The sequence below is a fragment of the Roseovarius mucosus genome (assembly GCF_002080415.1).
Taxonomy (GTDB): Bacteria; Pseudomonadota; Alphaproteobacteria; order Rhodobacterales; family Rhodobacteraceae; genus Roseovarius; species Roseovarius mucosus_A.
The window spans coordinates 1237973-1264424 of sequence record NZ_CP020474.1; the positions used below are offsets into that span (position 1 = coordinate 1237973).

A 26452-nucleotide genomic window follows, 5' to 3' on the forward strand; every position below is an offset into this window, starting at 1 on the left:
TCGGCCAAACGCCGCCAAGGCCGCAATAGGGCCCTTAGCCCAGCGGCGAGACACCAAAGAAATGCGGATGCGCCACCAAAAGCGCGGCGTATAGAAACAGGCCCAAGATGCCCCGCATCAGCGCCGCGCCCCCGCTCTGCGGTGCCATTCCCGCCCGCCGCCGGGCATGGTCGAGCCGCAGCCATTCTGCCCCCATGATCCGCCGCTTGCGCCGGTCGATCAGCGCCGCCCCCAAGATGGCAAAGCCCGCGAAACTGCCAAACAGGATCACATGCGCCAGATCCCCATTGGCGAGCAAATGCCCCAAGGCCCAAAGCGCCAGCGCCACCAGCATCGGATGCCGCGTCACCCGCACGATCCCCGGCCGCTCGGGATCGAACCGCGCGTTGTTCGCCCCGCCAAAGGAAAACGGATTGGGCCTGCCAATGGCCAGCGCCAGAATTATGCAGACCGCCAGCATCACGCCCAGCGTCACGTAACCTTGCCACGGCGCCCAATCCCAGAGCGGCACAAACGGCGCGCGCCCCGCCGCACCAATGACCCATGCCAAGACGCCCAGTGACAAAAGCGAATAGCCAAGGGTGAATCCCCTAGGCCCCAACCGCTCCACCAGCCATGCCTTGACCTTGGGGCGCACCGGCACCGAATGGCTCAGGAAAAACCCGCCAAACGCCGCGATGAATTCCGCCCAGCCCATCACGCCGCCGGGATCGTCTTTGCCGGTTTCTGTCGCAGCATCAGCGGCCCGTACAGCACCGCAAACCCGCCAAAGGCCCCGATCCACGCGGCACCCGACAGCGCATGCAACATACCCGCCTCCGCAGGCAAAACCCCCGCCGCCAGTCGTGCCAGCACAGACACCACCAGCACGAGGTAAATCGCCACCGTGCCGCCCCCTGCCGTCAATGGCCGACCCGTATGGCCCAGTGTCGCCCGCGTCATCACCGCCAGCGTCATCAGCCCTGCCGCCCCGGCCATCCACAGGTGTTGCACCGCAGCCATGCCGAATATGCCCGAACTCAGCCCCTCAAGCCCAATGGCAAACGCCCCCAGCGGCACAAAGGCATAGGCCAGATGCAAAACCCAAACCAGCGGCTCTGCCCCGGTGCGATCCCCTGCCCAGCGCGCCAGACGCATTGCGTGGCATACACCGGCCACCACCAGCGCCCCGCCCGTGGCCAATCCATCAGGCCGGACCACCCACATCCCCAGCGCCCCCAACAGCAGCAAGAGCGCCAGCTTGTCGAACCGCTGCATCGGCGTCACGGGCAGCCGCCCAGGCCCCCGCCGCGCCAGCCAGTTGCGCGTAAACGACGGAATGATCCGCCCACCAATGACCGCGATCATCATCACCACCGCCGCCAGCCCCACCCGCAGCCCATAGCCCTGCCCGGCATAATTGCCCCGCGCCGCCTCCCAATGAAACAGGCCATTGCCCAGCGCAAAGACCGCCAGCATCACCAGCACAATCAGATTGCGCCAGTTCTTGCCCGCCACGATCTCGCGCAGCATGACCGCGCCCAGAACAACCGGCATCGCCAGATCCATCAGCGCCACCGCCATAGGTGGCACCCCGGCAGACACTAGGACCGCCACGCGCCCCAACAGCCACAGCGCCGCCAAACTCGCCAGCGGCCAGCCGACAATGGGCAAACGCCCCGTCCAATTCGGCACCGCCGTCAGCATGAATCCGGCAATCACCGCCGCCAGATAGCCAAATAGAAACTCATGCGCATGCCAACTCACCGGGTCAAAGCCTGTCGGCAGGCTCAGCGCCCCCGTCAGCATCAGCACCCAAAGCGCCATGACCCCCGCCGCCCAAAGGCCCGCCCCTAGGAAAAAGGGCCGAAACCCGAAACTCAGGACCGCAGGCCCGCGCCAGCTCCGCATTTGTTCCGCCGTGCTCGTCATCTCTTGTTCCTTTCGGCCCCTAGGCCCGTGTCCGTCACGACCATGTCGAGCGGAATGTCATGCGGCTGCGGATAGATGGTCTCGATCTGCGCCGAGCTCAGCGCAATGCCGATGCTCACCGGGCGTGGGTCAAGCGCCGCCAGCGTGCGATCGAAATAGCCGCCGCCATAGCCCAGCCGGTAACACTCCGCCGTCCAGCCAATCATCGGCGCAAGGGTGATCTCGGGCGTCACCTGCTCCGCCTCGGGCGGCGGCACTGGGATATTCCAATCGCCCCGCACCATCTTGGTCTCTGGCGTCCAGCGACGAAAGACCAGCGGCGCGGCCTTGACCTCGACGATGGGCAACGCAATCCGCACCCCGCTTGAATGCCACTCCGCCATCAGATCACGCAGATCCGGCTCGCCTTTGATGGGCCAGTAGCAGGACAGCACCTTGCCCCGCGCCCCGTTGAACCTCTCTTGCACCACCGTGCGCAGATGATCCGCCAAGCTCCGCCCAACCTCTTGCCGCGCCGTAACACTCAAGGCATCGCGCAAGCGTCTGAGACGCTGACGCTCGGCCTTGCGCCACCGCGCGACATCGCGCGCCTGCGCCGGATCGGTGACAAGAGGGTCGAAATAGGCTGGGTCCACCTCCCCCGCCATACAGGGTGGTGAGGCATATGTGCCCGGCTTCGAGGTATCGGACATATCGCGGTCCTTTCCGTGGTCCGGGACGGGCACGCGGCACCAATCCCGCTTTGCATTCTCGTCTAACCCTGCTAATAGGTATTGTAAATGCCGATTAAAGCGGAACCCCAGCGACCATGCGCCTCACCTCCTTTACCGATTTCGGCCTGCGGATGCTCATGCGGATGGCCAGCGCCCCCGACCGCGCCTTTTCCAGTGCCGAGTTGGCAGCCGAGTTTGACCTCTCGCGCCACCACCTCGCCAAGATCATGCAACGGCTGTCACAGGCTGGCCTGATCGACACAAAGCGTGGCGGCGGCGGCGGTGCGATCCTCGCCCGCCCTCCATCAGAGATTCGTTTGGGGGATGTGATCCGCCATCTCGAATCCGGTCAGGCACTTGTGGTCTGCTTTGGGGCAGATGCGGGGGAATGTTCCCTCGACGGGCGCTGCCGACTCAAGGCGCGTTTGAAGGCGGCAGAGCGCGCCTTTCTCGACGATCTCGATCGCAGCACATTAGCCGACATCGCACTCGACCAGCGGCCACCGATTGCGGATGTCGCGACCTTACATAATCGACCCTGATTCCTTAAGGTCTGTAAGGTCTTAGACCGGCTTGGCCTCTGGCTGCGGGTTCAGCACCGACAGCGGTTTGCGCACTTTGTCCCGCAACCCCGGACCGCTTGGGGCCTGCACCCGTTTTGTGGCCTCAACCATCAGCACCCCGCCCGAGACAACGACCGATAGCTTGCCCCCCATCCGCTCCCACATGCCCGCCGTCTTGCGCCAGAACGGGCGCTCTGACGGTGGCTGATAAAGAGCCGTCGCATGGCGCTCGGGCAAAAAGTTCTGCGATTTCAATTGGCTTTCCAGCTGCGTCTGGCTGTAGGGCCGTCCAAAACCAAACGGCGTGCGATCCGATCGCGACCACAGACCAGCCCGGTTCGGCACAATAAACAGCGCCGACCCTCCCGGACCCAAGACCCGCCAGCATTCCTCCAGCACCGCGCCCGGCTGCTCCGAAGTCTCCAGCCCATGCACAACCAAGAGCTTGTCGACATGCCCCGTTTCCACAGGCCAAAACGTCTCTTCACAAAGCACCGAGATGTTCGGCATCCCCTGCGGCCATCCGATAACCCCTTGAGGTGCAGGCATTAATCCGATCACCCGACGCGCATCGGCAAGATAGGGGCGCAGAAACGGCACAGCGAATCCATAGCCCACCACGGTCTGGCCTTGTGCCTCGGGCCAGAACTCCGCAACCTGCGCGCGCAAGGTTTTCTGCACCGCGCGCCCCAATGTGCTGCGGTAGTAAAAATTTCGCAGGTCTTGAACGTCCAGATGCATTGCAGCCCGGCCAAAGATCAGTCACTCTCGACCCTAACACTAACCGGCAATCGGGAAAATACCATGGTTTTGCAAATCCTTACTGTTCCCTGCCTGGCCGACAACTATGCCTATCTCGCGCATGATCCGGCCACGGGGGTGACCGCGGTGATCGACGTGCCAGAGGCCGAACCGATCCTGCAAGCCCTTGATAAAAAAGGTTGGTCCGCCTCTTTGGTGCTGCTTACCCACCACCACGCCGACCATGTTCAGGGCCTTGATGCGTTGCGCGCGCGGCATTCCGTATCGGTGATCGGTGCCGCCGCTGACGCACACCGTCTGCCCCCCCTTGATCATCGCGTCACCGAAGGCGACCTGATCAAGATCGGATCGGAAGAGGGGCGCGTCCTCGATGTCTCTGGCCACACGCTCGGACATATCGCGTTTCACTTCCCCACAAGCGCTGTGGTCTTCACCGCCGACAGCCTGATGGCCATGGGCTGCGGGCGCGTATTCGAAGGCACAATGCCGCAAATGTTTGAAAGCCTTGGGAAACTTGCCAATCTCCCGCCTGAGACGCTGGTTTGTTCCGGTCACGAATACACGCAAAGCAACGCGAAATTCGCACTGACCGTTGACCCCGACAACCCCGCCCTTATATCAAGGGTCAAAGAGATCAGCGCCGCCCGCGCCGCAGGTCGGCCCACTGTCCCCTCAACCCTGGCCGAGGAATTGGCCACTAACCCGTTTCTGCGCGCTGAAAACGCGAGCGTGCAGGCACACTTGGGCATGTCCGGTCGCGCTCCGGTTGATGTCTTTGCCGAAATCCGCGCCCGCAAGGACCGTTTCTAAGCGGGGCGTGATGAAAACAACGCTGGTCACACGAAATGTGAGCCAGTTTGATGAAATAATCCTTGAAGACTGGCCACTATCGACCAAACTTTAAGATTATGAGGCCAAGGTTAGTGGGCAGCCCGCCCCGGCCAAGATCAGAAGGAGCACGACCGTGCCTTCATTCTCGAACACGCTCGAACAGGCAATCCATGCGGCATTGGCTCTTGCCAATGCACGTCAGCACGAATTCGCGACACTCGAGCACCTTCTGCTCGCCCTTGTCGACGAACCCGACGCCGCCCGCGTCTTGAAGGCGTGTAGCGTCAATACAGAGGAATTGCGCACCACTCTGGTGGAATTCATCGATGATGACCTCGCCAATCTGGTGACTGACATCGAAGGGTCAGAGGCGGTGCCAACAGCGGCATTCCAGCGCGTGATCCAGCGCGCGGCAATCCATGTCCAATCTTCGGGCCGCACCGAAGTGACCGGGGCCAACGTGCTCGTCGCGATCTTTGCAGAGCGCGAGTCGAACGCCGCCTATTTCCTGCAAGAACAGGATATGACGCGGTATGATGCGGTGAATTTCATCGCCCATGGCGTGGCCAAGGACCCGGCCTATGGCGAATCTCGCCCCGTTACCGGCGCTTCCAGCCAAGAGGGTGATGGGGCTGCCAAATCGACAGAAACCGATGCGGTCGAGGCGGGCGACTCGGCGCTTGCGAAATACTGTGTCGACCTCAACGAAAAGGCCCGCAAGGGTGACATCGACCCACTGATCGGCCGCGATGCGGAGGTTGAGCGCTGCATTCAGGTGCTCTGCCGCCGCCGCAAGAACAACCCGCTTTTGGTGGGTGACCCCGGCGTAGGCAAAACCGCCATCGCCGAAGGCTTGGCGCATAAGATCGTGCAGGGGGAAACCCCGCGCGTCCTGTCGCGCACCACGATCTATTCGCTTGATATGGGTGCCCTGCTCGCGGGTACTCGCTATCGGGGCGATTTCGAAGAGCGCCTCAAGGCGGTCGTGACCGAGCTTGAAAAACACCCCGATGCGGTTCTGTTTATCGACGAGATTCACACAGTGATCGGGGCTGGTGCCACCTCGGGTGGGGCGATGGATGCCTCAAACCTCCTGAAGCCTGCCTTGCAGGGCGGTAAACTGCGTTGCATGGGCTCAACCACCTACAAGGAGTTCCGCCAGCATTTCGAAAAGGATCGCGCGCTTGCCCGCCGGTTCCAGAAAATCGACGTGGCAGAACCGACGGTTGAGGATGCGGTCAAGATCCTTAAAGGTCTTAAACCGTATTTCGAGGATCACCATAGTGTGAAATATACCAATGAGGCGATCCGCTCTGCGGTCGACCTCTCGGCGCGCTACATCAATGATCGCAAACTGCCCGACAAGGCCATCGACGTGATTGACGAGGCCGGAGCCGCCCAGCATTTGCTGGCAGCCTCCAAGCGGCGCAAGAGTATCGGGGTCAAGGAAATCGAAGAGGTGGTGGCCAAGATCGCCCGTATTCCACCGAAAAACGTATCCAAGAACGATGCCGAAGTTCTCAAGGACCTTGAAGGCACGCTCAAGCGTGTGGTTTTTGGCCAGGACGCCGCTATCGAGGCACTCAGCTCTGCGATCAAACTGGCACGTGCTGGCCTGCGCGAGCCGGAAAAACCGATTGGCAACTACTTGTTTGCCGGCCCAACTGGCGTTGGCAAGACCGAGGTGGCCAAGCAATTGGCCGATACTCTGGGCGTGGAACTCTTGCGGTTCGACATGTCGGAATACATGGAGAAACACGCGGTTTCGCGCCTGATCGGGGCACCTCCGGGCTATGTCGGCTTTGATCAAGGCGGCCTGCTGACCGACGGCGTCGATCAACATCCGCATTGCGTTCTCTTGCTCGACGAGATCGAAAAGGCGCATCCCGATGTCTTCAACATCCTGTTGCAGGTGATGGACCACGGCACGCTGACCGATCACAATGGCCGCAAGGTGGACTTCCGCAATGTGGTTCTGATCATGACCTCAAACGCAGGGGCTGCCGAACAGGCGAAATCCGCCATCGGCTTTGGCCGTGACCGGCGCGAGGGCGAGGATACTGCCGCCATCGAGCGGACGTTTACGCCCGAATTCCGCAATCGCCTGGATGCTGTTATCTCGTTTGGCGCACTGCCGAAGTCGGTGATCCTCAAGGTGGTCGAGAAATTCGTGTTGCAGCTTGAGGCCCAGTTGATGGATCGCGATGTGACCATCGAACTGACACAGGCGGCGGCGGAATGGCTGGCGGACAAAGGGTATGACGACAAGATGGGCGCACGCCCCTTGGCCCGTGTCATTCAGGAGCACATCAAGAAGCCGCTGGCCGAGGAGCTGCTGTTTGGCAAACTTCTCAAGGGCGGTGTGGTGACCGTTGGGGTCAAAGACAACAAGATCGACCTCGTGGTCGAAGGCCCTGTGACGCGCCGCCTTACCGGCAAGAAAAAGCCACCCTTGCTGACAGCCGAATGACGGCTAGGCTTGGAACGGCACTTGCGATCCTGACACTGGCGGTGGCCCTTCCGGCCACCGCCCAACCACCTAAGTTGAGCCTGCCGCTAGACTGCGACATCGGGCGAACATGCTATATTGAAGATTACGTTGATACCGATCCGGGACCCGGACAACGTGACTACACCTGTGGCATCAAAAGCCGGGATGATCATCGCGGCATTGATTTCATGCTTTTATCCTTCGACGACATGGAGGCAGGCGTCAATGTTCTTGCGGCCGCCTCGGGCACCGTTGCCGCCACGCGCGACGGCATGGCCGACACCGCTGTCACAGCCGAAACCCGCGATGCCATCCGAGGGCAGGAATGCGGCAATGCGGTGCGCGTTGATCATGGCGACGGCTGGCAAACGCTCTATTGCCACATGAAACAAGGCTCTCTCAGCGTTCGTCAAGGCGACATGGTAAAGGCAGGAGATGTGCTGGGTCAGGTCGGTCTTAGCGGGTTAACCAATGCCCCCCATGTGCATTTGGGTGTCTTGCGGGACGGGCAGATTGTGGATCCCTTTGCGCCCGACGCGCGTGATACCTGCGGTGCGCCCCTCGATCAGAGCCTGTGGGAAATCGCGCTGCCCTATGATCCGGCCGGGCTGTTCACCGCCGGCTTCTCGACCGCTGTACCAGAGTTTGAGGCGGTGCGCTCCGGCGCTGCGCGTGCCAGCACCGCGCAACCCGATCAGCCAATAGTCCTTTATGGCCATGTCTTTTATGCGCAACCGGGCGACCTTTTAACTCTGACCGCAGAGGGACCGCAGGGCGAGATTTTCACCCACGAGATCACGCTCGACGCCCCGCAAGCCCAACTCTTTCGTGCCTTTGGGCGCAAGGCGCCGGAGGGCGGATGGGAGCCGGGCGATTATCGTGGCTATGTGCGCCTGACGCGCGGCGAGACTATTCTTGCAGTCCGGCACGCTGATATCACCATCGCACCCTAACGCGCAGGTTATCGGGTTGTCAGCTTCAACTCGATGCGCCGGTTTTGTGCCCGAGCGGCGGGCGTATCCTCTGGATTGACAGGCTGAAACTCGCCATAGCCATTGGCCGAGAGCCGCCCTGCCGGAAAACCAAGAGCCCCCGTAAGGTAGCGTACAACCGAAAGCGCGCGCGCTTGGCTCAGCGCCCAGTTATCGGCAAACCGCGCGCCCTCGATGATCGGCACATTATCCGTATGCCCATCGACCTGAAGCACCCAGTCGATCCCCTCGGGAATATCTCCAATCACATTGCGCAAGATGCCTGCAACCTTGGCAATCTCGCTTTGCCCTGCGGCTGACAAATCCGCCTCGCCCGGAGCAAAGAGCACCTCGGACGAGAACACGAACCGGTCGCCGACGATTTGAACGCCTTGCTGCTGACCCAACACATCACGCAGGCGGCCAAAGAATTCCGAGCGGTATTTTTCCAGATCCTCTTTCTCGGCTTCCAGAAGACGTGCGCGCTCTTCTTCCGCGATCCGCCGCCGCCGCTCTTCGGCGGCCACACGGGCGAGGGCGGTGTTCAACTCATTGCCAAGCGACTGCAACTGCACTTCGGTCTCCGCCTCACGGGCCTTGGATTCGTCCAACAGCGCCTGAAGACCTGAAAGTTGTTGGCGCAGGGCGGCCACCTGCTGATTGAGCAAAGCCTGCTGCTTTTGTGCCTCGGTGGCCTGCGCCGCCTCTTCGGATAGCTTCGAGCGCGCCTCGGCCAATAGCGAAGCGCGTGTTTCGGCCTCAGTCATCTGCGTGGCAGCGGCAGCTTCGGCAGCGCGTTGCGCGGCAAGGGCGGCTACCAATTGATCCCGCACAGCCTGCGCCTCTTGCGCGCTTTGCGCCGCCACATCGCGGGTCTCGTCCAACTCGCCACGCAGCCGCGCGATATCCGCCTCTTGTGCTGCGGCACCCTGCTCCGCATCCAAGAGCGCCTGTGCCAATTGGCTGTTCAAATCCGCCCGCGCCGTTTCCGCCGCCGCAAGTAGCGTCAGCGTTTCCTCGGCGCGCTTGCGTTGTTCTTCCAGTGCCAGCGTCATCGCGGTCAGTTCCGCATCCGCCTCAGTTAAACGCGCACGCAGAGCTTCGGCTGCAGCGGCCTCAGCCAAACGCGCCTGTTCTTCGGCGCTCAATCTCTGTTCAAGAACAGCCTGCGTCTGAGCCGCATCGGCGTTGCGCTGCCGCAGGTCCGCCGCGAGCGCCTCAAGCGCCTCACGTCGGGCGGCAGCTAGGCGCGCGGCCTCTGCCTGAGCATCCACCTCGTCGCGCAAACCCGCAAGGGCCAGTTGCAACTGCTCTTGCTCGCTCAGCAACTCTGCGCGCGCGGTCTCAAGATCGGAGATACGCCCCTGTGCAGTCTCGCGTTCCGCCAAAAGGCCCGCGACCTGTTCCTCAAAGCTGGCAATGCGCCCCTGCGCCACTCGCAGCGCTTCGGCCTGTGCAGCCTCTCGGGTGCGGGCGTCGTCAAGCGTTGCGGTCAAGGTGCCAACCCGGCTTTCCAACCCCGCGCTGCGATCCTGTTCCAGTCCAAGCGCCAGCGACAGCGCTGCCACCTCCGCCGAGAGCGCATCAAGTTTTGTCGCTTGACCGCTGATTTCCTCGCGCAGAACGAATTGCACCATCATGAAGATCGTAAGCACAAACATCAGCACCAGCAAGAGGCCAGTCATGGCATCGACAAAACCTGGCCAAATCGACGATTGCAACCGCGCGCCACTGCGCCGCGAGAGGGCCATGCTCAGCCCTCCTCAGCCTGATCCGGATCGGAGCGTGGCACGACCGGGCGTGTCGGACGCGGCGTAGTCGCCGGGCGCGCCTGCCCCAGAACCCGCGTCAGGGCCGCCAGATCGGTGCGCAATTCGGTCATGGTTTCCTGTCGTCCGGCGCTGATTTCTTCAAGAATACGCAGCATCTGCACATCGATTGACCGAAGTCGCATCCGGCTTTCCGCATCAATCCCCTCATGTGGGGTCGTTTCGCGCGCCTCAAGTGTGGCAATCAATCGTTCCTGCCCCTCAGCCAGACGCAAAAGTGCCAATTGCACGGGGTTCTGATCGCTCATCCGATGGGTCAGACGCTCGATGGAATCCGCCAAAACCCCAAGTTTCTGATCGACCATCGCACGGCTCATGTCTGACTGACTGAGCATGGATTGCAGCGCATCCATCTGCTCGGCCATGTGATCGAGCAGATGCGTCACAGCGCCACCGCCCCCGTCACCACCCTCGCCGTCACTACTGGCAAAACCCACCCGCGTGATCGTGGACATCCATTCCTCAAGCTCGCGGTAGAACCGATTTTGCCCGTGCCCGGCAAATAGCTCCAGCAACCCCACCACCAGCGATCCAGCAAGCCCCAGAAGCGACGAGGAAAAGGCCACACCCATGCCACCCAATTGCGCCTCAAGACCGCTCATCAAGCGATTGAAAACGGCAATGCCTTCTTCTCCCTCTTGCGGGGCAAGGCTGCGGATCGTGTCGACAACAGCAGGCACCGTCGTGGCCAAGCCATAAAACGTGCCCAAAAGTCCCAGGAAAATCAAGAGGCTGACGATGTAGCGAGTGATCTCGCGCGCCTCGTCGATCCGTTGCGCGACCGAGTCTAGGATCGAGCGTGCCGAGGTAGAGGCGATCTGCATCCGCTTGCCACGCGATCGCAACAATGTGGCCAAGGGCGCCAGCATCGAGGGCGGCTGCGTCATCTCATGCCCGGGCAGTTGCGCAGCAAAGCCATCAATCCAACGGGCAGAACCGATCAGTTGTAGCACCTGCCAAAAGGTGGCGATCACCCCCAGCACGAAGACAAAGAAAATGAACCCGTTGAGCCAGAGATTGGCCTCGAACACCGGCAGCACTCTGGGAAGCGCCAGGAAAGCACCAAGAGCGGTTAGCCCGAGCACCACCAGCATCAAGAATATCTGGCGGTAGGGATATGAAAACTGCGGCTCGACCTCACGGTCCGGCTGGTCCATCTGGACGCTCCCGACACTTGGATTTCTTGGCCCAACCCTACGCGGCTTGAACGCCTAAGCCAAGGATTTATCCACAGATATGGCGTACCCGCCGCACCAGCCAGTCTAGCTCTTTGTCATGGATGCCCAACTGGCGCAAATGATCGGCAGTGTTGAAGAGATATTCGGTATTGGGGCCGCGCCCCCCCACCGCGCGGGCGATGATGCCCGCCTGCTCCTCAAGATCAAGGCCGCCGCAATACTGGACGTGGTCAGGGTCGATCACATAGGTCACAGCCTCGACCCGGCGCCCATCGGTTAGATCAATCTCTAGCATCCGCTCCAGATAGGCCGAGGAAATCAGCTCGCGTTCGCGCAAATAGGCCAGCACGTCTTCGGCCTCTGCTGGATCAGCCCGGAGCGCGACTCCCTGACAGAGCGCGCCGGGGCTGGCATCGAGCGCCAGCACCAGACCGGGCAGGTCATCGGTTCCACGATGGTGAATGCTGCGCATACAAAAGCTGCGATGATAATCGGGCAGACGGGCAATCACGCGCTCTACCGCGTTAAAGCCGGGGTTCCACACCAACGATCCGTATCCGAAAACCCACATCGCCTTTGCCTCTGTTCCTTGCGTCCTACCCCCTATAAACAGCTCTTGATAGGCATGAAAGGGGCGCGCATCATGAGATTTCTGCTTGCCGTGATCGTGATCGCCGCATCGGGCTGGTCCGGTTATTGGTTTATCGGGCAAAGCGGGTTGAACCGTGGGTTTGCCGCTTGGTTCGAATCCCGGCGCGCCGACGGTTGGGTTGCCGAAGCCTCGGACATTACGGTGCAGGGATTTCCAAACCGCTTTGACACGGGCTTCACTGACCTTGTGCTCGCCGATCCCGAGACGGGGCTGGCGTGGGAGGCGGAGTTCTTTCAGATCCTGGCGCTCAGCTATCAGCCAAATCATCTGATCGCTGTTTGGCCAGATCAGCAGTTGATCGCCACACCACAGGAGAAGTTCTTGGTCGAGAGCGAGGATATGCGCGCCAGCCTGCGGATTGCGCCCGACACGCGTTTGGCACCGGAACGCGCCACGCTGACGGCGGAATTCCTGCAGATCACGCCCGAGGCCCGGCCAGACGAGGCGACCGCTCTGACCAGTCTGACATTGGCTGCCGAACGCCAACAAGAGACAGAGTACCGTCTGGGCCTATCGGCCGAAGGTCTGACGCTCGCCGCACCCTGGCAGGCGCGACTTGATCCGCAAGGCCGCCTGCCCCGCCAGATTTCCGGGCTGCATGCGGATTTGACGGTGCGTTTTGACCGGGTCTGGGACCGCAGCGCGGTTGAGGACGCACGGCCACAGCCGACCGAGATCAAATTAAAGCTGGCGGATGCCAAATGGGGACAGTTGCATCTGCAGGCGGCAGGTGAGGTGACAGTAACGCCTGAAGGCTGGCCAGAGGGCGAGATCACGCTCAAGGCGCGCAACTGGCGCGACATGCTGCGCATCGCCGCTGAAACCGGTGCGGTGCCTGAGAGCATGCTGGGGACACTGGAAAACGGATTTTCCCTTATGGCGCAAATGTCGGGCAATCCCGAAACGCTGGATGTACCGCTGACGTTTCGCAACGGTCGTATCCAGCTTGGCCCTATCCCGATAGGCCCTGCGCCAGTTCTGCGACTGAGATAGGATCAAACGCCGTCGCGCAGAGCAACAAACGCGGGCCAAGCATCCGGGTCCGCCACGGTCTTGTCCCGGCAAAAGGGATTGCAAAAGCCAAAGATCCGGCCTTCGCTTTCCATGAGGTCGGTCACCGGATCGCCGGAATAAGGGCAAGCCATGTTCTCAGGCGTGCCCTCGGCCACAGCGCGCGCCGGTCGCGGCACCGGCCCGGGCCAAGGCACTGCGGCATAGGGTTTGGCATAGCGGGCAAGCGTCGCACCGCGCACCAGCCCCATCGCCCGCCAACGGCGGAACGCGGGGTCGGCCAGATGAGCGGCGACATAGGCACGGGCCTCCTCGGACACCGAAAGGCCGTAGCCAGCAATCCGTGCCGCCACTGGGGCAAAGAACGCATCTGCCGCACTATAATCACCACAAAGCCAAGGGCCGGTCGGCGCGCAGGTGGCGCGGGCGTGCTGCCATAGGGTTTCGATCCGCGCCAGATCAGCCAGCACCGCCGCCGAAGGTGTCACACCGGAATAGGCAGTGCGAAGGTTCATCGGGCAATCGCCGCGCAGCGCGCCAAAGCCCGCGTGCATTTCGGCTACAAGCGTTCGCGCCGTGGCGCGGGCACGCGCATCCTTGGGCCATATCCCCGCCTCGGGATGGCGGCTGGCCAGTTCCTCGGCCATGGCGAAACTGCCTGACACCGCCACACCTTCGGGGGTGACCAGCACAGGCACTGTGCGCGCCGGGGCCAGATCCGCCAATTGCTGCGCCACGCTTGCTTCGGCATCAAAATCGAGCAAGCGCACGCGATACGGCACTCCAAAGCGCGCCAGCAAGAGCCACCCGCGCAGGGACCAAGAGGAATAGGCGTAATCGCCAAGGATGAGATCATAGGTCATGGCGCGATGCTATCTCTGGCTGTGGCTGGTTCCTAGCGCGATTTTGTGCGTCTCGACATCACGGATGATGATTGATCACCTCTGCGCGCCAGCCCCCATTAAGCCAGTGCAATTCCGTCACTGAAAGGTTGTCGATCCGATGCCCAAATACTTCATAGGCCGTGACGCCAAGCGCCGCTTGGACTTGGGTCAGGATTGCGCCCATATGAGCCACGGCTACGATGTCGCGCCCCGGATAGGCCATGCGCAGCCGCTCTGCGGCCCGAGAGACGCGCGCCGATACCTCATGCCAGCTTTCGCCTCCGGGCGCGCGGATATCGCCCGGTTGCTCCCAGAAGGCGCGCAAAAGGGGTTGTTCGGGCACCGTGTCAAAGGCCTGTAACTCCCAGGCACCAAAGTGGATTTCGCGTAGGTCAGGATCATCGGGCAGCCTTTCACGCCCACCTGAAATGGCGTCAGCGGTTGTGCGCGCGCGGCTCAGGTCCGACGAAATCACTATGGCATTGCTGGGCAAATGCGAAGCCACCCGTGCCAGCCGCGCCGCATCGCTCAAATCTGCAGGGATGTCCGACCAACCTACCATGGATTTGGCATGGGTAGGGCCGTGGCGCACCCAGAAAAAGCGGCTCAAGGTAGCGTGCCCTTGAGCACCTGCGGCAGGCCCGCAATAACATGCACCACCAGTTCAGACCGCGCCGCCAAAACCTGATTGACCCGCCCCTGCGCGTCGCGGAATCGGCGGGCAAGCGCGTTATCCGGCACGACCGACAGGCCCACCTCGTTCGAGACCATAACAACCGGCGCAGCACAGGCATCCAGCGCCGCGAGGAGCGCCGATTGAGCCGCCTCAAGATCATGTTCCGCCAAGAGGTGATTGCTGAGCCACATCGTGATACAATCAAGCAGCACGATATCGTCCGCCGCCGCCTGTTGAAGCGCGGGCGCCAGATCAAGTGGCGCCTCAATCGTGCGCCAATCCGGGCCGCGCATCACCCGATGACGCACCAACTTGGCCTGCATTTCATCGTCAAAGGCCTGTGCCGTCGCAAGATAAACGCGGTTAAGGCCCGTGCTGGTGACAAGCGCCTCGGCAAAGCCCGACTTGCCCGAAGCGGCCCCACCTAGAACAAGGCTCAGTCGTGGATGGTTCGACACGCGCACTCCTTTTTTTAATCCGGTCACGCCTGCGCTGCGTAGCACTTTGCGACAAGAGGAAAAAGGGCGCAACGAAGTCACGCCGCCGATAGGGGGAAATCCGATGCCACTCGACGCACCGCAGCAAAGGTCCATGTCTCGCACCGCCATGAAAGCGGAAATGCTGGATGCCGAAACCGAATTGGCGCTCGCCTACGCCTGGCGCGATCAGCGCGACGAAGAGGCTTTGCATCGCCTCATCAACGCCTACATGCGGCTCGCGATTTCGATGGCGTCGAAATTCCGCCGCTACGGTGCGCCGATGAATGACCTCATCCAAGAGGCTGGCCTCGGCTTGATGAAGGCTGCTGACAAATTTGACCCTGATCGCGGCGTACGCTTTTCGACCTATGCGGTCTGGTGGATCAAGGCCAGCATTCAGGACTATGTGATGCGCAATTGGTCGATGGTGCGCACCGGGTCAACCTCATCGCAAAAGTCGTTGTTTTTCAATATGCGCCGGGTGCAAGCGCGGCTGGAACGTGAGGCGCTTGCCAATGGCGAGCAGCTTGACGGCTATCAATTGCGCGAAATGATTGCCCATGAGGTGGGTGTTCCACTGCGCGATGTTGAGATGATGGAAGGTCGGCTCTCGGGGTCTGATTTTTCATTGAACGCAACGCAATCGTCAGAGGATGAAGGCCGCCAGTGGATCGACACGCTTGAGGATGACGGCGCGCGTGGTGATGAGATCGTGGAACGCGACCACGACATGCATGCCCTGCGCACATGGTTGGCCGATGCGCTGTCTCGGTTGAACGACCGCGAACGCTTTATCGTGCGCGAACGCAAGCTGCGCGATGATCCACGCACCCTCGAAAGCCTTGGTGAGGAATTGAACCTTAGCAAAGAGCGCGTGCGACAGCTTGAGGCAGCAGCCTTCCAGAAAATGCGCAAACATCTTGAAAAGCATGGGGGCGAGGTGCAAAACCTGCTCGCATGATCCTGCGCGCGCTTGCCCTCTTTACTGGCCTTTTGATAGCCGGACCCGCCCTATCGCAGGATGTGGTGATCTTGGGCGAGGTGCATGACAACCCCGCGCATCATGCCGAACAGGCAGCGCGGGTGCTTGAATTGCAACCCAAGGCGATCGTGTTCGAGATGCTGACCGAGGAGCAGGCATCAAAGGTGACACCCGAGCTGCGCGGGGATCAAGCAAAATTGGCCGAAGCCCTTGCATGGGATGAAAGCGGCTGGCCCGATTTTGCCATGTATTACCCGATCTTCAGCGCCGCACCAGAGGCGCGTATTTATGGCGCGCAGGTCCCTCGTGAGGCCGCAAGATCGGCGCTGTCAACAGGGCCTGCCGCCTCTTTTGGCCCAGAGGCCGCACGCTACGGCCTTGACCGCGACCTGCCCCCAGAGGAACAGACCGCGCGGGAAACACTCCAGATGGAGGCGCATTGCAACGCCCTGCCCCCAGAGATGCTGCCCGGTATGGTTGCTATCCAACGCCTGCGCGATGCGGTTTTAGCCCGTACAACGGTCGAGGCCCTAAACGAAACCGGCGGCCCAGTGGCGGTGATCACCGGCAATGGCCACGCCCGCCGCGATTGGGGCGTGCCCGCCTATCTGACCAAGGTCGCGCCCGATCTCGACATCTGGGTTTTGGGCCAAACCGAAGATGACAGCCCGCTTGACGGTGGGTTTGACATGGTCACAAGCGCGCCTGCGGTCGAGCGGCCCGATCCCTGCGCGGCCTTTCAGTGATCTGCCGCACCCTTGCGCGGCCTCTGCCCCGGCCCTAGTGTCAGGGCACATGTCACAGGGAACCCCCATGCTCGGCTCGAAACGCATTCTTTTGATCATCGGTGGCGGTATCGCGGCCTACAAGACGCTTGACCTCATCCGGCGTCTGCGCGAACGCGGGGCCATGGTAACGCCGGTACTGACGCGCGCCGGGGCGGAATTTGTGACACCTTTGTCAGTCTCGGCCTTGGCTGGGCGCAAAGTCTTCTCAGACCTGTTCGACCTCACCGATGAGGCAGAGATGGGCCATATCCAACTTAGCCGCTCTGCCGATCTGATCGTGGTGGCCCCGGCCACCGCTGACCTCATGGCCAAAATGGCGACGGGGCGGGCGGATGATCTTGCCTCGACGGTTCTACTCGCCACGGATACGCCCGTGCTGATTGCCCCTGCAATGAACGTGCGGATGTGGCAACACCCTGCCACAGAGCGCAATATCGCCACGCTCAAAGGGGATGGCATTGCCTTTGTTGGCCCCAATGCGGGCGATATGGCCTGCGGTGAGCACGGTCCGGGCCGCATGGCCGAAGTGCCGGAAATCCTAAGCGCTATCGAGACGGCGCTTGGCAACGGCCCCTTGCGCGGACGCCGCGTGCTTGTAACCTCCGGCCCCACGCATGAGCCCATCGACCCGGTGCGTTATATCGCCAACCGCTCGTCAGGGGCGCAGGGCACGGCAATTGCCGGCGCGTTGGCCGCGCTCGGGGCGCAGGTGATCTTTGTCACTGGCCCAAGCACGGTGCCGCCACCCGATGGGGTAACAGTGATCCGCGTCGAGACAGCGCAAGAGATGCTCGCGGCAGTTGAACAGGCCCTGCCGGTCGAGGCCGCTATTTGTGCCGCTGCCGTCGCGGATTGGCGCGTGACCAGTGCCAGCGAGAGCAAGATCAAGAAAACCAAGAGCGGTCTGCCGGTGCTGGAATTTGCCGAGAACCCCGACATTCTGGCGACGCTCAGTCAAAGAGCGGAAAGCAGACCACGGCTGGTTGTAGGCTTTGCCGCGGAAACCGATGACGTCATCGACAACGCCACCGCCAAACGGGTGCGCAAAGGCTGTGATTGGATCGTCGCCAATGATGTGCGCCCCTCTACGGGCATCATGGGCGGCACCGAGAATGCCGTGACGCTGATCACCGCAGACGGGGCCGAGGAATGGCCGCGCATGGGAAAGCATCAGGTGGCAGAGTTGCTGGCTGCTCGGATTGCAACGGTGCTGACCTGAAATCATGCGTATTTTCAAAACGATGAAGAGGGGCCCATGCTGACCGTCGCGGTTCAATGGGAGGAGGGCGCCGACCGGGCCTTTGGCCTGCCTACCTATGAAACCGCCGGCGCGGCGGGGGCCGATCTGCGCGCGAATTTCCAAGATCGCGGGGCAGTTACCCTTGCGCCCGGCGCGCGGGTGCTGGTGCCCACAGGGCTGCGACTGGCCATTCCAACGGGGTATGAGGTGCAGCTGCGGCCCCGCTCTGGCCTTGCCCTGAAACACGGGATCACACTCCCCAATAGCCCCGGCACCATCGACAGCGATTATCGCGGGCCGTTGGGCGTGATTGTACTGAATGCCGGAACAGAAGCCTTTGAAATCACACATGGAATGCGGATCGCTCAGATGGTGGTGGCCCCTGTTCTGCAGGCGCGGTTTGACCTGGTCGAAACGCTGAAGCCGACCGCGCGCGGCGCGGGTGGGTTCGGTTCGACGGGGGTTGAGTGATGCTGCTGGTGGGGGTCATGGCGGCGGTGCTCTGGGGCATCGGTGCTGCATTGGGAACACCGCGGCGGCTTCGGTGGGGGATGATCGCAGGGCTATGGGCGGGGGTCGTTCTGGCGCATTTTGTACTGCCTGCTGGCCACCCGCTACGCATGGCCACGGGAGAGAGCCCGGCGCTCTGGCTGATGATCGGCGGGGCGGTGGCAATCGGGCTGGTGTACCGCCAAGGATTGCGGCGCTTGCGCGCCCGCTCAGTGCGGGGCGAAACACCACGAGACACAGCTAAGCCCTTGTTTTCAGAGACAGAGCTTGGACGCTATGCGCGTCACATCGTGCTCAGGGAAATTGGCGGACCGGGGCAAAAATCGCTCAAACAGGCCCGCGTTCTGGTGATTGGCGCGGGCGGTCTTGGCTCTCCGGCGCTGCTCTATCTGGCGGCGGCGGGTGTGGGCACCATTGGGGTCATCGACGATGACACGGTAGACAATTCCAACTTGCAGCGGCAGGTGATCCACCGCGACGCAGACATTGGCCTGCCCAAAGTGCAATCGGCCATGGCGGCGATGCAGGCGCAAAATCCGCATGTCGTGGTGCGCCCATATCAGCGGCGGCTAACGCCCGAGATTGCCGCAGACCTCTTTGCGGACTATGATCTGATCCTTGACGGAACTGACAATTTCACCACGCGCTACCTCGCCAATGCAGCTGCGGTCAAGACATCTAAGCCACTGATTTCCGGCGCTTTGTCGCAATGGGAAGGACAGTTGAGCGTGTTCGATCCGGCCAATGGCACCCCCTGCTATCAATGCATTTTCCCAGAGACCCCTGCCCCCGGTCTTGCCCCCTCTTGTTCTGAGGCGGGCGTATTGGGGCCCCTGCCCGGCGTAGTCGGTGCGATGATGGCAGCAGAGGCTATCAAGGTGATCACCGGCGCGGGGCAGGCGCTGCGCGGCGAGATGCTGATCTATGACGCGCTTTATGGCGAAAGCCGCAAGATCGGGCTAAGCCGCCGAGAAAATTGCCCCATATGTGGGGGAAGAGGAGAGAAGAATGACCAACATGTTGCTGGCTGATTGGAATACGACGTTTGATCTCGCCCCGTTCGATGCGATTTCAGACGCGGATTTTGCGCCCGCGTTCGACACCGCCCTCGCCCAAGCGCGCGCCGAGGTGATGGCCATCGCGGAAAACTCGGCCCCTCCCAGCTTTGCCAATACGATTGAGGCGCTAGAAGCGTCAGGAAAGGGATTGGACCGCGTGCTGTCGGTGTTTTACACATTGGCGGGCGCGGACAGCAATCCCAAGCGGCAGGAATTGCAGCGCGAATTTGCCCCAAAGCTCGCAGCTTATTCGTCGGAACTCTATGGAAACAAAGCGCTTTTTGCGCGAATTGAGAGCCTTTGGGCGGCACGGGATACGCTCGATCTGACACCGGAAGAAGCGCGTTTGCTGATGCTGACCCACCGGGGATTTCGCCGCTCTGGCGCGGCATTGACCGGGGATGAAGAAGCCCGGATGCGCCAAATCATGGCGCGATTGGCGGAATTGGGAACGGCGTTCACGCAGAACCTTCTGGCGGATGAGGCCGGGTGGCATATGGAATTGGCGGAGGCGGATCTGGAGGGATTGCCCGACTTTCTGGTCGATGCCGCCCGTTCGGCGGGGCGTGAAAAGGGGTTAGAGCAGCCGGTGATCACCTTGTCACGGTCGTTGATCGTGCCGTTCCTGCAATTTTCGCCGCGCCGCGACTTGCGGAAAAAGGCATATGAATCATGGGTTTCGCGTGGTGCCATGGGCGGTGAAACTGACAATCGCGAGGTGGCCGCCGAGATTTTGCGCCTGCGCGCGGAGCGGGCCGCGTTGTTGGGCTATGAGAGCTTTGCCGCCTACAAGCTGGAAACCGAGATGGCCAAGACGCCGGAGGCGGTGCGCGACCTGTTGATGGCGGTTTGGGAACCGGCCAAGGCGCAGGCGGAACGGGACGCGGCGCGGCTTACGGAAATGATGCAAGCCGATGGAATCAATGGAGAATTAGAGCCGTGGGATTGGCGTTACTATGCCGAGAAACGGCGGCAGGCCGAGCATGATCTGGAGGAGGCGGCGCTCAAACCCTATCTGTCGCTGGAGGGGATGATCGCGGCGGCGTTTGGCTGTGCCAATCGGCTATTCGGGTTGGAGTTTCGCGCACTGGATGTGGCCCTCTACCACCCCGATTGCCGGGCTTGGGAGGTGACGCGCAATGGCAGTCATGTAGCTGTTTTCATTGGAGATTACTTTGCGCGCGGGTCCAAGAGATCGGGCGCTTGGTGTTCTGCGATGCGCGGTCAGGCGAAGCGGCCAGCGGTTCAGGGCCCGGTGGTGATCAATGTGTGCAACTTCGCAAAGGGGGATCCGGCGCTTTTGAGTTATGACGACGCGCGCACGCTCTTTCATGAGTTTGGTCATGCCCTGCACCAGATGCTGTCAGATGTAAATTATGAAAGTATTTCAGGGACTTCCGTGGCTCGGGACTTTGTTGAACTGCCCTCACAGCTCTATGAGCATTGGCTGGAAGTGCCCGAGGTGCTGGAGCGCTATGCGACGCATGTGACGACGGGCGAGGCTATGCCTCGGGAATTGTTGGACAAATTGCTGAAGGCGGCGAATTTTGACCAAGGGTTTCAGACGGTGGAATATGTCGCCTCTGCCCTTGTCGATCTGGCCTTTCATGAGGGCGAAGCGCCCGCCGACATTATGACCAAGCAATTGGAAATATTAGATAATCTTGGAATGCCAAGAGCCATAACCATGCGCCACGCCAGCCCGCATTTCGCGCATGTGTTCTCTGGGGATGGCTATTCCAGCGGCTATTACAGCTATATGTGGTCCGAGGTGATGGATGCGGATGCCTTTGCCAGTTTCGAGGAAGCGGGCGGGGCATTTGATGTGGAGCGGGCCAAGGCCTTGGAATCGCACATTCTTTCGCGCGGTGGGTCAGAGGATGCTGAAACGCTCTATTTAAAATTCCGCGGGCGGACGCCGGGGGTGGCAGCGCTGCTCAAAGGACGCGGGCTTGCGGCGTGAGCGGTGTAAGCTCTGTAAGGTTTGACAGGTGATTATGTAAGGTCAAAGCGGGGATTGGGGGCGCTGCCCCCGTCCCGGATAAAATCCGGGACTCCCCCGAGGTATTTCGGGCCAGATGAACCCCGGTTTTAGATCGTCTGATCGTAGTCGCCCACGCCGGGCTCGGTGCGGATGACGGCATCAAGATCGGCGAAGATGGCGTGCATTTCGGCGTCGCTCACGCTGCTTTCGCAGACGACAACAAGGTTGGGCGTGTTGGAGGAGGCGCGCACAAGGCCCCAAGAGCCGTTATCGAGAATGACGCGGGCGCCATTGACGGTCACGACCTCTTTGATGGTGCGCCCGGCGAGCGGTTCGCCTGCGGCATGGCGCGCGACAAGGCGCGCGACGATGCGATCCAGCACGGCGTATTTCTCGGTATCGGCGCAATAGGGCGACATGGTGGGGGTCGAATAGGTCACGGGCAGCGCACGGCGCAGGTCGGACATCGACATATCTGGGTTGCGGTCCATCAGTTTACAAATCTCGACGGCGACGCGCATGCCGCAATCGTAGCCGCGCCCGATGGGTTCGGCGAGAAAGTAGTGGCCGGACTTCTCAAAGCCTGCGAGCGCGCCCAATTGCTTGACCCGGCGTTTCATATGGCTATGGCCGGTTTTCCAGTAATCGGCGGTGACGCCGTTCTTTATGAGTTCAGGGTCAGACGCAAAAAGGCCAGTAGATTTCACATCGGCCACGAAAGTGGCGTTGGGGTAAATCTTGGACAGGTCGCGCGCCATGATGACGCCCACCTTGTCGGCAAAGATTTCCTCGCCCTCGTCATCCACAACGCCGCAGCGGTCGCCGTCGCCATCAAAGCCAAGCGCGAAATCGGCCCCCGTGGCGCGCACGGTTTCGGCCATGTCATGCAGCATTTCCATGGCTTCGGGATTGGGATTGTAATGCGGAAAGGTGTAATCGAGCGTGTTGTGGGAGGGGATCACCTCGACCCCCAAGCGTTCGAACAATTCAGGCGCGAAGGCGGAGGCGGTGCCGTTGCCGGTGGCGCAGACGACGCGGAGTTTGCGGGTCATGCGGAAATCACCCACGAGATCATCAAGATAGGCCTCGCGCACGCCGGGGACAAAGGCGTATGCGCCGCCGGGGCGCGGCTCGCCGCGACCCTCAAGCACGATATCGCGCAGTTCGGCCATTTCATCCGGGCCATGGGTTAGCGGGCGGTCAAAGCCCATCTTGACCCCGGTCCAGCCGTTTGGATTATGCGAGGCGGTGACCATGGCGACGGCGGGCACATCGAGGTGGAATTGCGCAAAATAGGCCATGGGCGAAAGGCAGGGGCCGATATCCTTGACCTGAATTCCGGCCTGCATAAGGCCAAGGATCAGCGCGTTCTTGATCGAAAGCGAGTAGTCACGATAGTCATTGCCAACCGCGATCACCGGCGCGATGCCGCGCGCGTGCATTTGCGTGCCAAGACCGAGACCAAGCGCGGTAATGCCCGGCAGATTGATCTGGTCGGGATATTTCCAACGCGCGTCATATTCGCGAAAGCCGGTAGGGGCGATCATCGGGTCGCGCAGAAATTCCCACGTGTTCGGCGTGACGGTCGGCAAGGGTTTGGTCATGAAAGCACTTTGTCGGTCAGAGGTGGATCGGATTGGCCTTGGCCAGACGGTCGAACTGCATCAGCGTGTCGATGAGGGCTGACATTTGCGTGAGCGGGATCATGTTCGGCCCATCAGAGGGCGCGTTATCCGGGTCTTCGTGGGTTTCGATGAATACGCAGGCCACGCCCAAGGCGACCGCCGCACGGGCCATGACGGGGGCGAATTCGCGCTGCCCGCCGCTGCTGCCGCCGCGCCCGCCGGGCTGTTGCACCGAATGGGTGGCATCCATCACCACCGGATAGCCGGTTGCGGCCATCTGCGGCAGGCTGCGCATATCGGCGACAAGCGTGTTATAGCCAAAAGACGTGCCGCGTTCGGTCAGTAGGATGCGGGTGTTGCCGGTGCTTTCGATCTTGGAGATGACATTGGGCATGTCCCAAGGGGCGAGAAACTGGCCCTTTTTCACATTGATCACCGCGCCGGTTTCGCCCGCTGCGATCAAAAGATCGGTCTGGCGGCAGAGAAACGCGGGGATTTGCAGCACATCGGCCACCTCGGCCACCGGCGCGCATTGGTCGGCGGTGTGGATATCGGTCAGCACCGGCAGGCCAAGCGTATCCTTGACCGATTGCAGCACTTTGAGCCCTTCATCGACCCCAAGACCGCGCTTGCCCGAAAGCGAGGTGCGGTTCGCCTTGTCAAAGCTGCCCTTGAAGATCAGCCCCGCGCCATGGGCGGCGCAGGCCTCTTGCAGGGTGCCCGCGATCATCTGGGCGTGATCGGCGGATTCGAGCTGGCAAGGCCCGGCGATGAGGGTCAGGGGGCGGTCATTGCCGATGGCCCACCCGTTGAGGTCGATATGTTTCATATCAGGAAGACACCTGTTCACGCAGAATGGACGCTGTAAGCGAGATGAGCAGGTAGATACCAGAAAAGATCAGGAAGGCCAGTATCGTATTCTCAAAGGCGCGCGGATAGGAGGAATCTTGCGATGCGAGGGGCCGCACGCTGACTGTCAGATAGCGAACCTGCTTGTTGGCCTCGATCTCGGATTGGCGCTTTGCCTCGAGTGCGGATTGCAGCACGAGATCGGCGGTGGCGAGGTCGGCCTGTGCCATCTGAATGGCGGCAGTTTTGGAGGCGAGCGAGCTTTCGCCAGCGGTGGCCTCGGTCAGGCGGCTTTTCTGGCGGGCAAGTTCGGCGCTGAGAATCTCGATCTCGCTCTGGAGTGCCTCGACGCGCGCGGGATTGGGGCGGGCGTTGTTGAGCTGAATATTAAGCGCCAGTTCCTTTTCCTGAAGCTGGAGTTCGACAGTGTTCACAAGGCTGCGGATGCTGGCAATCTCGCCCTCGGGATCAAGGATGCTGCCCTCTTGCAGGGCCACCAGCATTTGCTGAGCGGCGCGGCGGTCGGCCTTGGCCTGCTCGAGGCTGTCGGCGGCGGTGCTGACCGCATCGTCGCGTTTCTGGCGGCTGAGGTCGTCCACTCGTTCTTCGGCATATTTGATGAGCCGTTCCGAGAACGTGGCGCTGAGGGTTGGATCGGCGGTCGAAACCTCCATCCGGATGACGCCTTCGGTCGGGTCGTACCCGAGTTTCACGTATTTGCGGTAGAGTTTATAGGCGGTTTCGTGGCTGGCATCGGGATCAAGCCGTTGGAGCGGGTCGATCAAGGGATCGCTGAAATGCGCGCGAAAGCCGAGTTCCTCGTCGAGGCGCAGCATCGCGTCTTTGGATTCCAGATATTCTTGGGTTGCGATGGCATCCTGACCCGTGGCGAATTGGCTGGGGATAAGGCCACCAAGACCACCGCCCGTGCTGCTGCCGCCATCCGCCGAGAGGATCAGAAAGGCGGATTTGGTCGCATACATCGGCGTGGCGATCACGTAGAAATAATAGCCAACCACGATGGTTGGCAGCAGAACAAACGCCGCAAGGCGCGAGAAGAGCAACAAAAGGCGACGGCGGCGGCGGCGGCCAATATCGCGCTGAATCTCTTGAATTTCCTTGGCGCGGCGGTCGGCCGGGCTGACCTCGGTCGAGGGGAGGGTTTGGCGCGCGACGGGCACGGTTTGCGGCAATTGCACCCGGCCTTCGGGCGGGGGTGTGGCCGCAGAGGCGCGAGCCGTGGGCGGCGGCGGTGGCGGGGTGGCGCCCCCATCGCTGGCCACAAGTTCGAGGATATTAGCGCGCTGGAACGGGTCGATGCCGCGCGCGCGCAAGAGCCGCACGGCGTCGAAATCCGATGTCGGGGCAAGCCCGTATTTTTGCGCCAGACGCCGGGCCATGCGCAATTCGCGCCCGGTCAGACCCTCGCGGCGGATATCGTCGATATTCTGGCTGGTCGCGGTTTCGCGCGCCGAAGATACCAGCCCCTCTTGCAGGGGTGGGGGTGTCTCTGCGGCGGGTGCCGCAGGGGCTGCGTCAGCGGAGGTGGCAACGCGCGGCGCGAGGCGATCGGCAGTCCGGCGGATGCGGAATTTTCTAGCCTTGGGTTTCGTAGTCATAAAGCTCTTTTGCCTCTTCCAAGGTGTCGAACATATACAGTTTACCGCCCATCAGCACTGCGGCGGACCGGGCGAATTTCTCCAACACCTTGGGATCGTGCGAGACGATGATCACGGTGGTGGTGCGCAGGCGTTCCTGAAGGATATCGCCAGCTTTGCGGTTGAACTCGACATCGGTCGAGCCGGGCATGCCCTCGTCGATCAGATAGATATCGAAATCGAGGGCCAGCATGAGCGCGAAGCTGAACCGCGCGCGCATGCCCGAAGAATAGGTGCCGAGCGGTTGGTCGAAATATTCGCCCAAGCCACAGAGCCAGCGGCAATACGCCTCGATGTAATCAGGATCGAGACCGTAGAGCCGCGCGATATAGCGCGAGTTATCCAGCGCCGAGAGGCGATTGATAACGCCCCCCATGAAGCCCAGAGGAAAGGAGATGCGGCAGCCACGACGGATCACACCCTCGTCCGGTTTTTCCAGCCCAGCCATCATGTTGATCAGCGTCGTCTTGCCGGTGCCATTGGGCGCGAGGATCCCAAGGCTATGGCCAAGCTCAACGCGGAACGACACCCGGTCGAGGATGACTTTGCGCTGTGTGCCTGTCCAAAAGGACTTGCTGACATTCTCAAACTCGAGCATTCAATCGCCCCGGTAAACCTGCTCTCCCCGACTATAACGGGATAGTCTTAAGGTCGGCTTAGCCTGCTTTTTATTATTATTGCCGATCTGGGAACAATTTGCCACGGCAACAAGGCAAGATTGTGATCAAATGCCAAGATTTCATGGCAATTTCCGGACAGGCGTGGCGAGTGGGTGACGCCACGCGCATCAAGCGACAGGTCAAGAGG

25 protein-coding genes are annotated in these 26452 nt (G+C 61.5%); 11 read left to right on the forward strand and 14 right to left on the reverse strand.

What is annotated here, in order from left to right; all coding sequences use genetic code 11:
* Positions 1 to 34: 34 nt before the first annotated feature.
* From ROSMUCSMR3_RS06045 to ROSMUCSMR3_RS06055, 3 genes are read right to left on the reverse strand one after another with little or no spacing between them, the layout of a single operon-like run.
* Entirely contained in the window at positions 35 to 697 is a 663-nt protein-coding gene (locus ROSMUCSMR3_RS06045) for an NnrU family protein (protein ID WP_081506756.1), read from the reverse strand.
* On the reverse strand, positions 697 to 1911 hold the full coding sequence (locus tag ROSMUCSMR3_RS06050) for an NnrS family protein (RefSeq protein WP_081506757.1): 1215 nt from the start codon (positions 1909 to 1911) through the stop codon (positions 697 to 699). The genes ROSMUCSMR3_RS06045 and ROSMUCSMR3_RS06050 overlap by 1 nt, the downstream gene beginning before the upstream one ends.
* Positions 1908 to 2603: a 5-formyltetrahydrofolate cyclo-ligase gene (locus ROSMUCSMR3_RS06055; RefSeq protein ID WP_198385581.1), complete on the reverse strand. Its 696-nt coding sequence runs from the start codon at positions 2601 to 2603 to the stop codon at positions 1908 to 1910. The genes ROSMUCSMR3_RS06050 and ROSMUCSMR3_RS06055 overlap by 4 nt, the downstream gene beginning before the upstream one ends.
* A 116-nt stretch (positions 2604 to 2719) precedes the next feature.
* Here ROSMUCSMR3_RS06055 and ROSMUCSMR3_RS06060 point away from each other — a divergent pair, with 116 nt between their 5' ends.
* Complete coding sequence (locus tag ROSMUCSMR3_RS06060; RefSeq protein WP_081506758.1) at positions 2720 to 3166, forward strand: RrF2 family transcriptional regulator; 447 nt, start codon at positions 2720 to 2722, stop codon at positions 3164 to 3166.
* A 21-nt stretch (positions 3167 to 3187) separates the two neighbouring features.
* Here ROSMUCSMR3_RS06060 and ROSMUCSMR3_RS06065 read toward each other — a convergent pair whose 3' ends face one another.
* On the reverse strand, positions 3188 to 3928 hold the full coding sequence (locus ROSMUCSMR3_RS06065) for a methyltransferase domain-containing protein (protein WP_008280729.1): 741 nt from the start codon (positions 3926 to 3928) through the stop codon (positions 3188 to 3190).
* Between the two features lie 63 nt (positions 3929 to 3991).
* On the opposite strand from ROSMUCSMR3_RS06065, the gene gloB reads away from it, so the two are divergent.
* From gloB to ROSMUCSMR3_RS06080, 3 genes are all read left to right on the forward strand, one after another.
* Positions 3992 to 4759: a hydroxyacylglutathione hydrolase gene (gene gloB / locus ROSMUCSMR3_RS06070; RefSeq protein WP_037297486.1), complete on the forward strand. Its 768-nt coding sequence runs from the start codon at positions 3992 to 3994 to the stop codon at positions 4757 to 4759.
* A gap of 154 nt (positions 4760 to 4913) precedes the next feature.
* Positions 4914 to 7250, forward strand: a complete 2337-nt coding sequence (gene clpA, locus ROSMUCSMR3_RS06075) for an ATP-dependent Clp protease ATP-binding subunit ClpA (RefSeq protein WP_037297487.1) — start codon at positions 4914 to 4916, stop codon at positions 7248 to 7250.
* A complete protein-coding gene (locus ROSMUCSMR3_RS06080; protein WP_081506759.1) occupies positions 7247 to 8224 on the forward strand; it encodes a M23 family metallopeptidase in 978 nt (325 codons plus the stop codon). The genes clpA and ROSMUCSMR3_RS06080 overlap by 4 nt, the downstream gene beginning before the upstream one ends.
* Before the next feature lie 8 nt (positions 8225 to 8232).
* Here ROSMUCSMR3_RS06080 and ROSMUCSMR3_RS06085 read toward each other — a convergent pair whose 3' ends face one another.
* The 3 genes from ROSMUCSMR3_RS06085 to ROSMUCSMR3_RS06095 form a co-directional block, all read right to left on the reverse strand.
* Positions 8233 to 9993 (reverse strand): peptidoglycan -binding protein, encoded by a 1761-nt coding sequence (locus ROSMUCSMR3_RS06085; RefSeq protein WP_081506760.1) that lies wholly within the window; start codon positions 9991 to 9993, stop codon positions 8233 to 8235.
* A 2-nt stretch (positions 9994 to 9995) separates the two neighbouring features.
* Positions 9996 to 11228, reverse strand: a complete 1233-nt coding sequence (locus tag ROSMUCSMR3_RS06090) for a hypothetical protein (protein ID WP_008280734.1) — start codon at positions 11226 to 11228, stop codon at positions 9996 to 9998.
* A gap of 67 nt (positions 11229 to 11295) precedes the next feature.
* Positions 11296 to 11820, reverse strand: coding sequence for a gamma-glutamylcyclotransferase (locus ROSMUCSMR3_RS06095; protein ID WP_081506761.1), 525 nt, complete (start codon positions 11818 to 11820; stop codon positions 11296 to 11298).
* 72 nt (positions 11821 to 11892) lie between these two features.
* Between ROSMUCSMR3_RS06095 and ROSMUCSMR3_RS06100 the strand changes: the two genes are divergently transcribed.
* The gene (locus ROSMUCSMR3_RS06100; protein ID WP_237183541.1) at positions 11893 to 12894 is read left to right on the forward strand and encodes a DUF2125 domain-containing protein; all 1002 of its coding nucleotides are present in this window, start codon (positions 11893 to 11895) and stop codon (positions 12892 to 12894) included.
* A gap of 2 nt (positions 12895 to 12896) precedes the next feature.
* On the opposite strand, the gene ROSMUCSMR3_RS06105 is transcribed toward ROSMUCSMR3_RS06100, so the two are convergent.
* Genes ROSMUCSMR3_RS06105 through cobU form a run of 3 tightly spaced genes read right to left on the reverse strand, consistent with a single transcriptional unit; the run spans position 12897 to position 14936 of the window.
* Positions 12897 to 13775 (reverse strand): glutathione S-transferase, encoded by an 879-nt coding sequence (locus ROSMUCSMR3_RS06105; protein WP_081506763.1) that lies wholly within the window; start codon positions 13773 to 13775, stop codon positions 12897 to 12899.
* A gap of 58 nt (positions 13776 to 13833) precedes the next feature.
* Entirely contained in the window at positions 13834 to 14406 is a 573-nt protein-coding gene (locus tag ROSMUCSMR3_RS06110) for a histidine phosphatase family protein (protein ID WP_081506764.1), read from the reverse strand.
* Complete coding sequence (gene cobU, locus ROSMUCSMR3_RS06115; RefSeq protein ID WP_081506765.1) at positions 14403 to 14936, reverse strand: bifunctional adenosylcobinamide kinase/adenosylcobinamide-phosphate guanylyltransferase; 534 nt, start codon at positions 14934 to 14936, stop codon at positions 14403 to 14405. The genes ROSMUCSMR3_RS06110 and cobU overlap by 4 nt, the downstream gene beginning before the upstream one ends.
* A 142-nt stretch (positions 14937 to 15078) precedes the next feature.
* Between cobU and ROSMUCSMR3_RS06120 the strand changes: the two genes are divergently transcribed.
* From ROSMUCSMR3_RS06120 to ROSMUCSMR3_RS06145, 6 genes are all read left to right on the forward strand, one after another.
* A complete protein-coding gene (locus ROSMUCSMR3_RS06120; RefSeq protein WP_008280740.1) occupies positions 15079 to 15912 on the forward strand; it encodes an RNA polymerase factor sigma-32 in 834 nt (277 codons plus the stop codon).
* Entirely contained in the window at positions 15909 to 16679 is a 771-nt protein-coding gene (locus ROSMUCSMR3_RS06125; RefSeq protein WP_081506767.1) for a ChaN family lipoprotein, read from the forward strand. The genes ROSMUCSMR3_RS06120 and ROSMUCSMR3_RS06125 overlap by 4 nt, the downstream gene beginning before the upstream one ends.
* Positions 16680 to 16746: 67 nt before the next feature.
* A complete protein-coding gene (gene coaBC, locus ROSMUCSMR3_RS06130; RefSeq protein ID WP_008280742.1) occupies positions 16747 to 17940 on the forward strand; it encodes a bifunctional phosphopantothenoylcysteine decarboxylase/phosphopantothenate--cysteine ligase CoaBC in 1194 nt (397 codons plus the stop codon).
* Between the two features lie 36 nt (positions 17941 to 17976).
* Positions 17977 to 18432, forward strand: coding sequence for a dUTP diphosphatase (gene dut / locus ROSMUCSMR3_RS06135; RefSeq protein ID WP_081506768.1), 456 nt, complete (start codon positions 17977 to 17979; stop codon positions 18430 to 18432).
* The gene (locus ROSMUCSMR3_RS06140) at positions 18432 to 19502 is read left to right on the forward strand and encodes a HesA/MoeB/ThiF family protein (protein ID WP_081506769.1); all 1071 of its coding nucleotides are present in this window, start codon (positions 18432 to 18434) and stop codon (positions 19500 to 19502) included. The genes dut and ROSMUCSMR3_RS06140 overlap by 1 nt, the downstream gene beginning before the upstream one ends.
* Complete coding sequence (locus ROSMUCSMR3_RS06145; protein ID WP_081506770.1) at positions 19480 to 21492, forward strand: M3 family metallopeptidase; 2013 nt, start codon at positions 19480 to 19482, stop codon at positions 21490 to 21492. The genes ROSMUCSMR3_RS06140 and ROSMUCSMR3_RS06145 overlap by 23 nt, the downstream gene beginning before the upstream one ends.
* Before the next feature lie 128 nt (positions 21493 to 21620).
* On the opposite strand, the gene ROSMUCSMR3_RS06150 is transcribed toward ROSMUCSMR3_RS06145, so the two are convergent.
* From ROSMUCSMR3_RS06150 to ROSMUCSMR3_RS06165, 4 genes are read right to left on the reverse strand one after another with little or no spacing between them, the layout of a single operon-like run.
* Entirely contained in the window at positions 21621 to 23117 is a 1497-nt protein-coding gene (locus ROSMUCSMR3_RS06150) for a phosphomannomutase/phosphoglucomutase (RefSeq protein ID WP_081506771.1), read from the reverse strand.
* Between the two features lie 16 nt (positions 23118 to 23133).
* Positions 23134 to 23967, reverse strand: coding sequence for a 3-deoxy-8-phosphooctulonate synthase (kdsA, locus tag ROSMUCSMR3_RS06155; RefSeq protein ID WP_008280747.1), 834 nt, complete (start codon positions 23965 to 23967; stop codon positions 23134 to 23136).
* Between the two features lies 1 nt (position 23968).
* Positions 23969 to 25606, reverse strand: coding sequence for a capsule biosynthesis protein (locus tag ROSMUCSMR3_RS06160; protein WP_081506772.1), 1638 nt, complete (start codon positions 25604 to 25606; stop codon positions 23969 to 23971).
* Complete coding sequence (locus ROSMUCSMR3_RS06165; protein WP_008280749.1) at positions 25584 to 26243, reverse strand: ABC transporter ATP-binding protein; 660 nt, start codon at positions 26241 to 26243, stop codon at positions 25584 to 25586. Before ROSMUCSMR3_RS06165 ends, ROSMUCSMR3_RS06160 begins: the two co-directional genes overlap by 23 nt.
* Between the last annotated feature and the right edge of the window lie 209 nt (positions 26244 to 26452).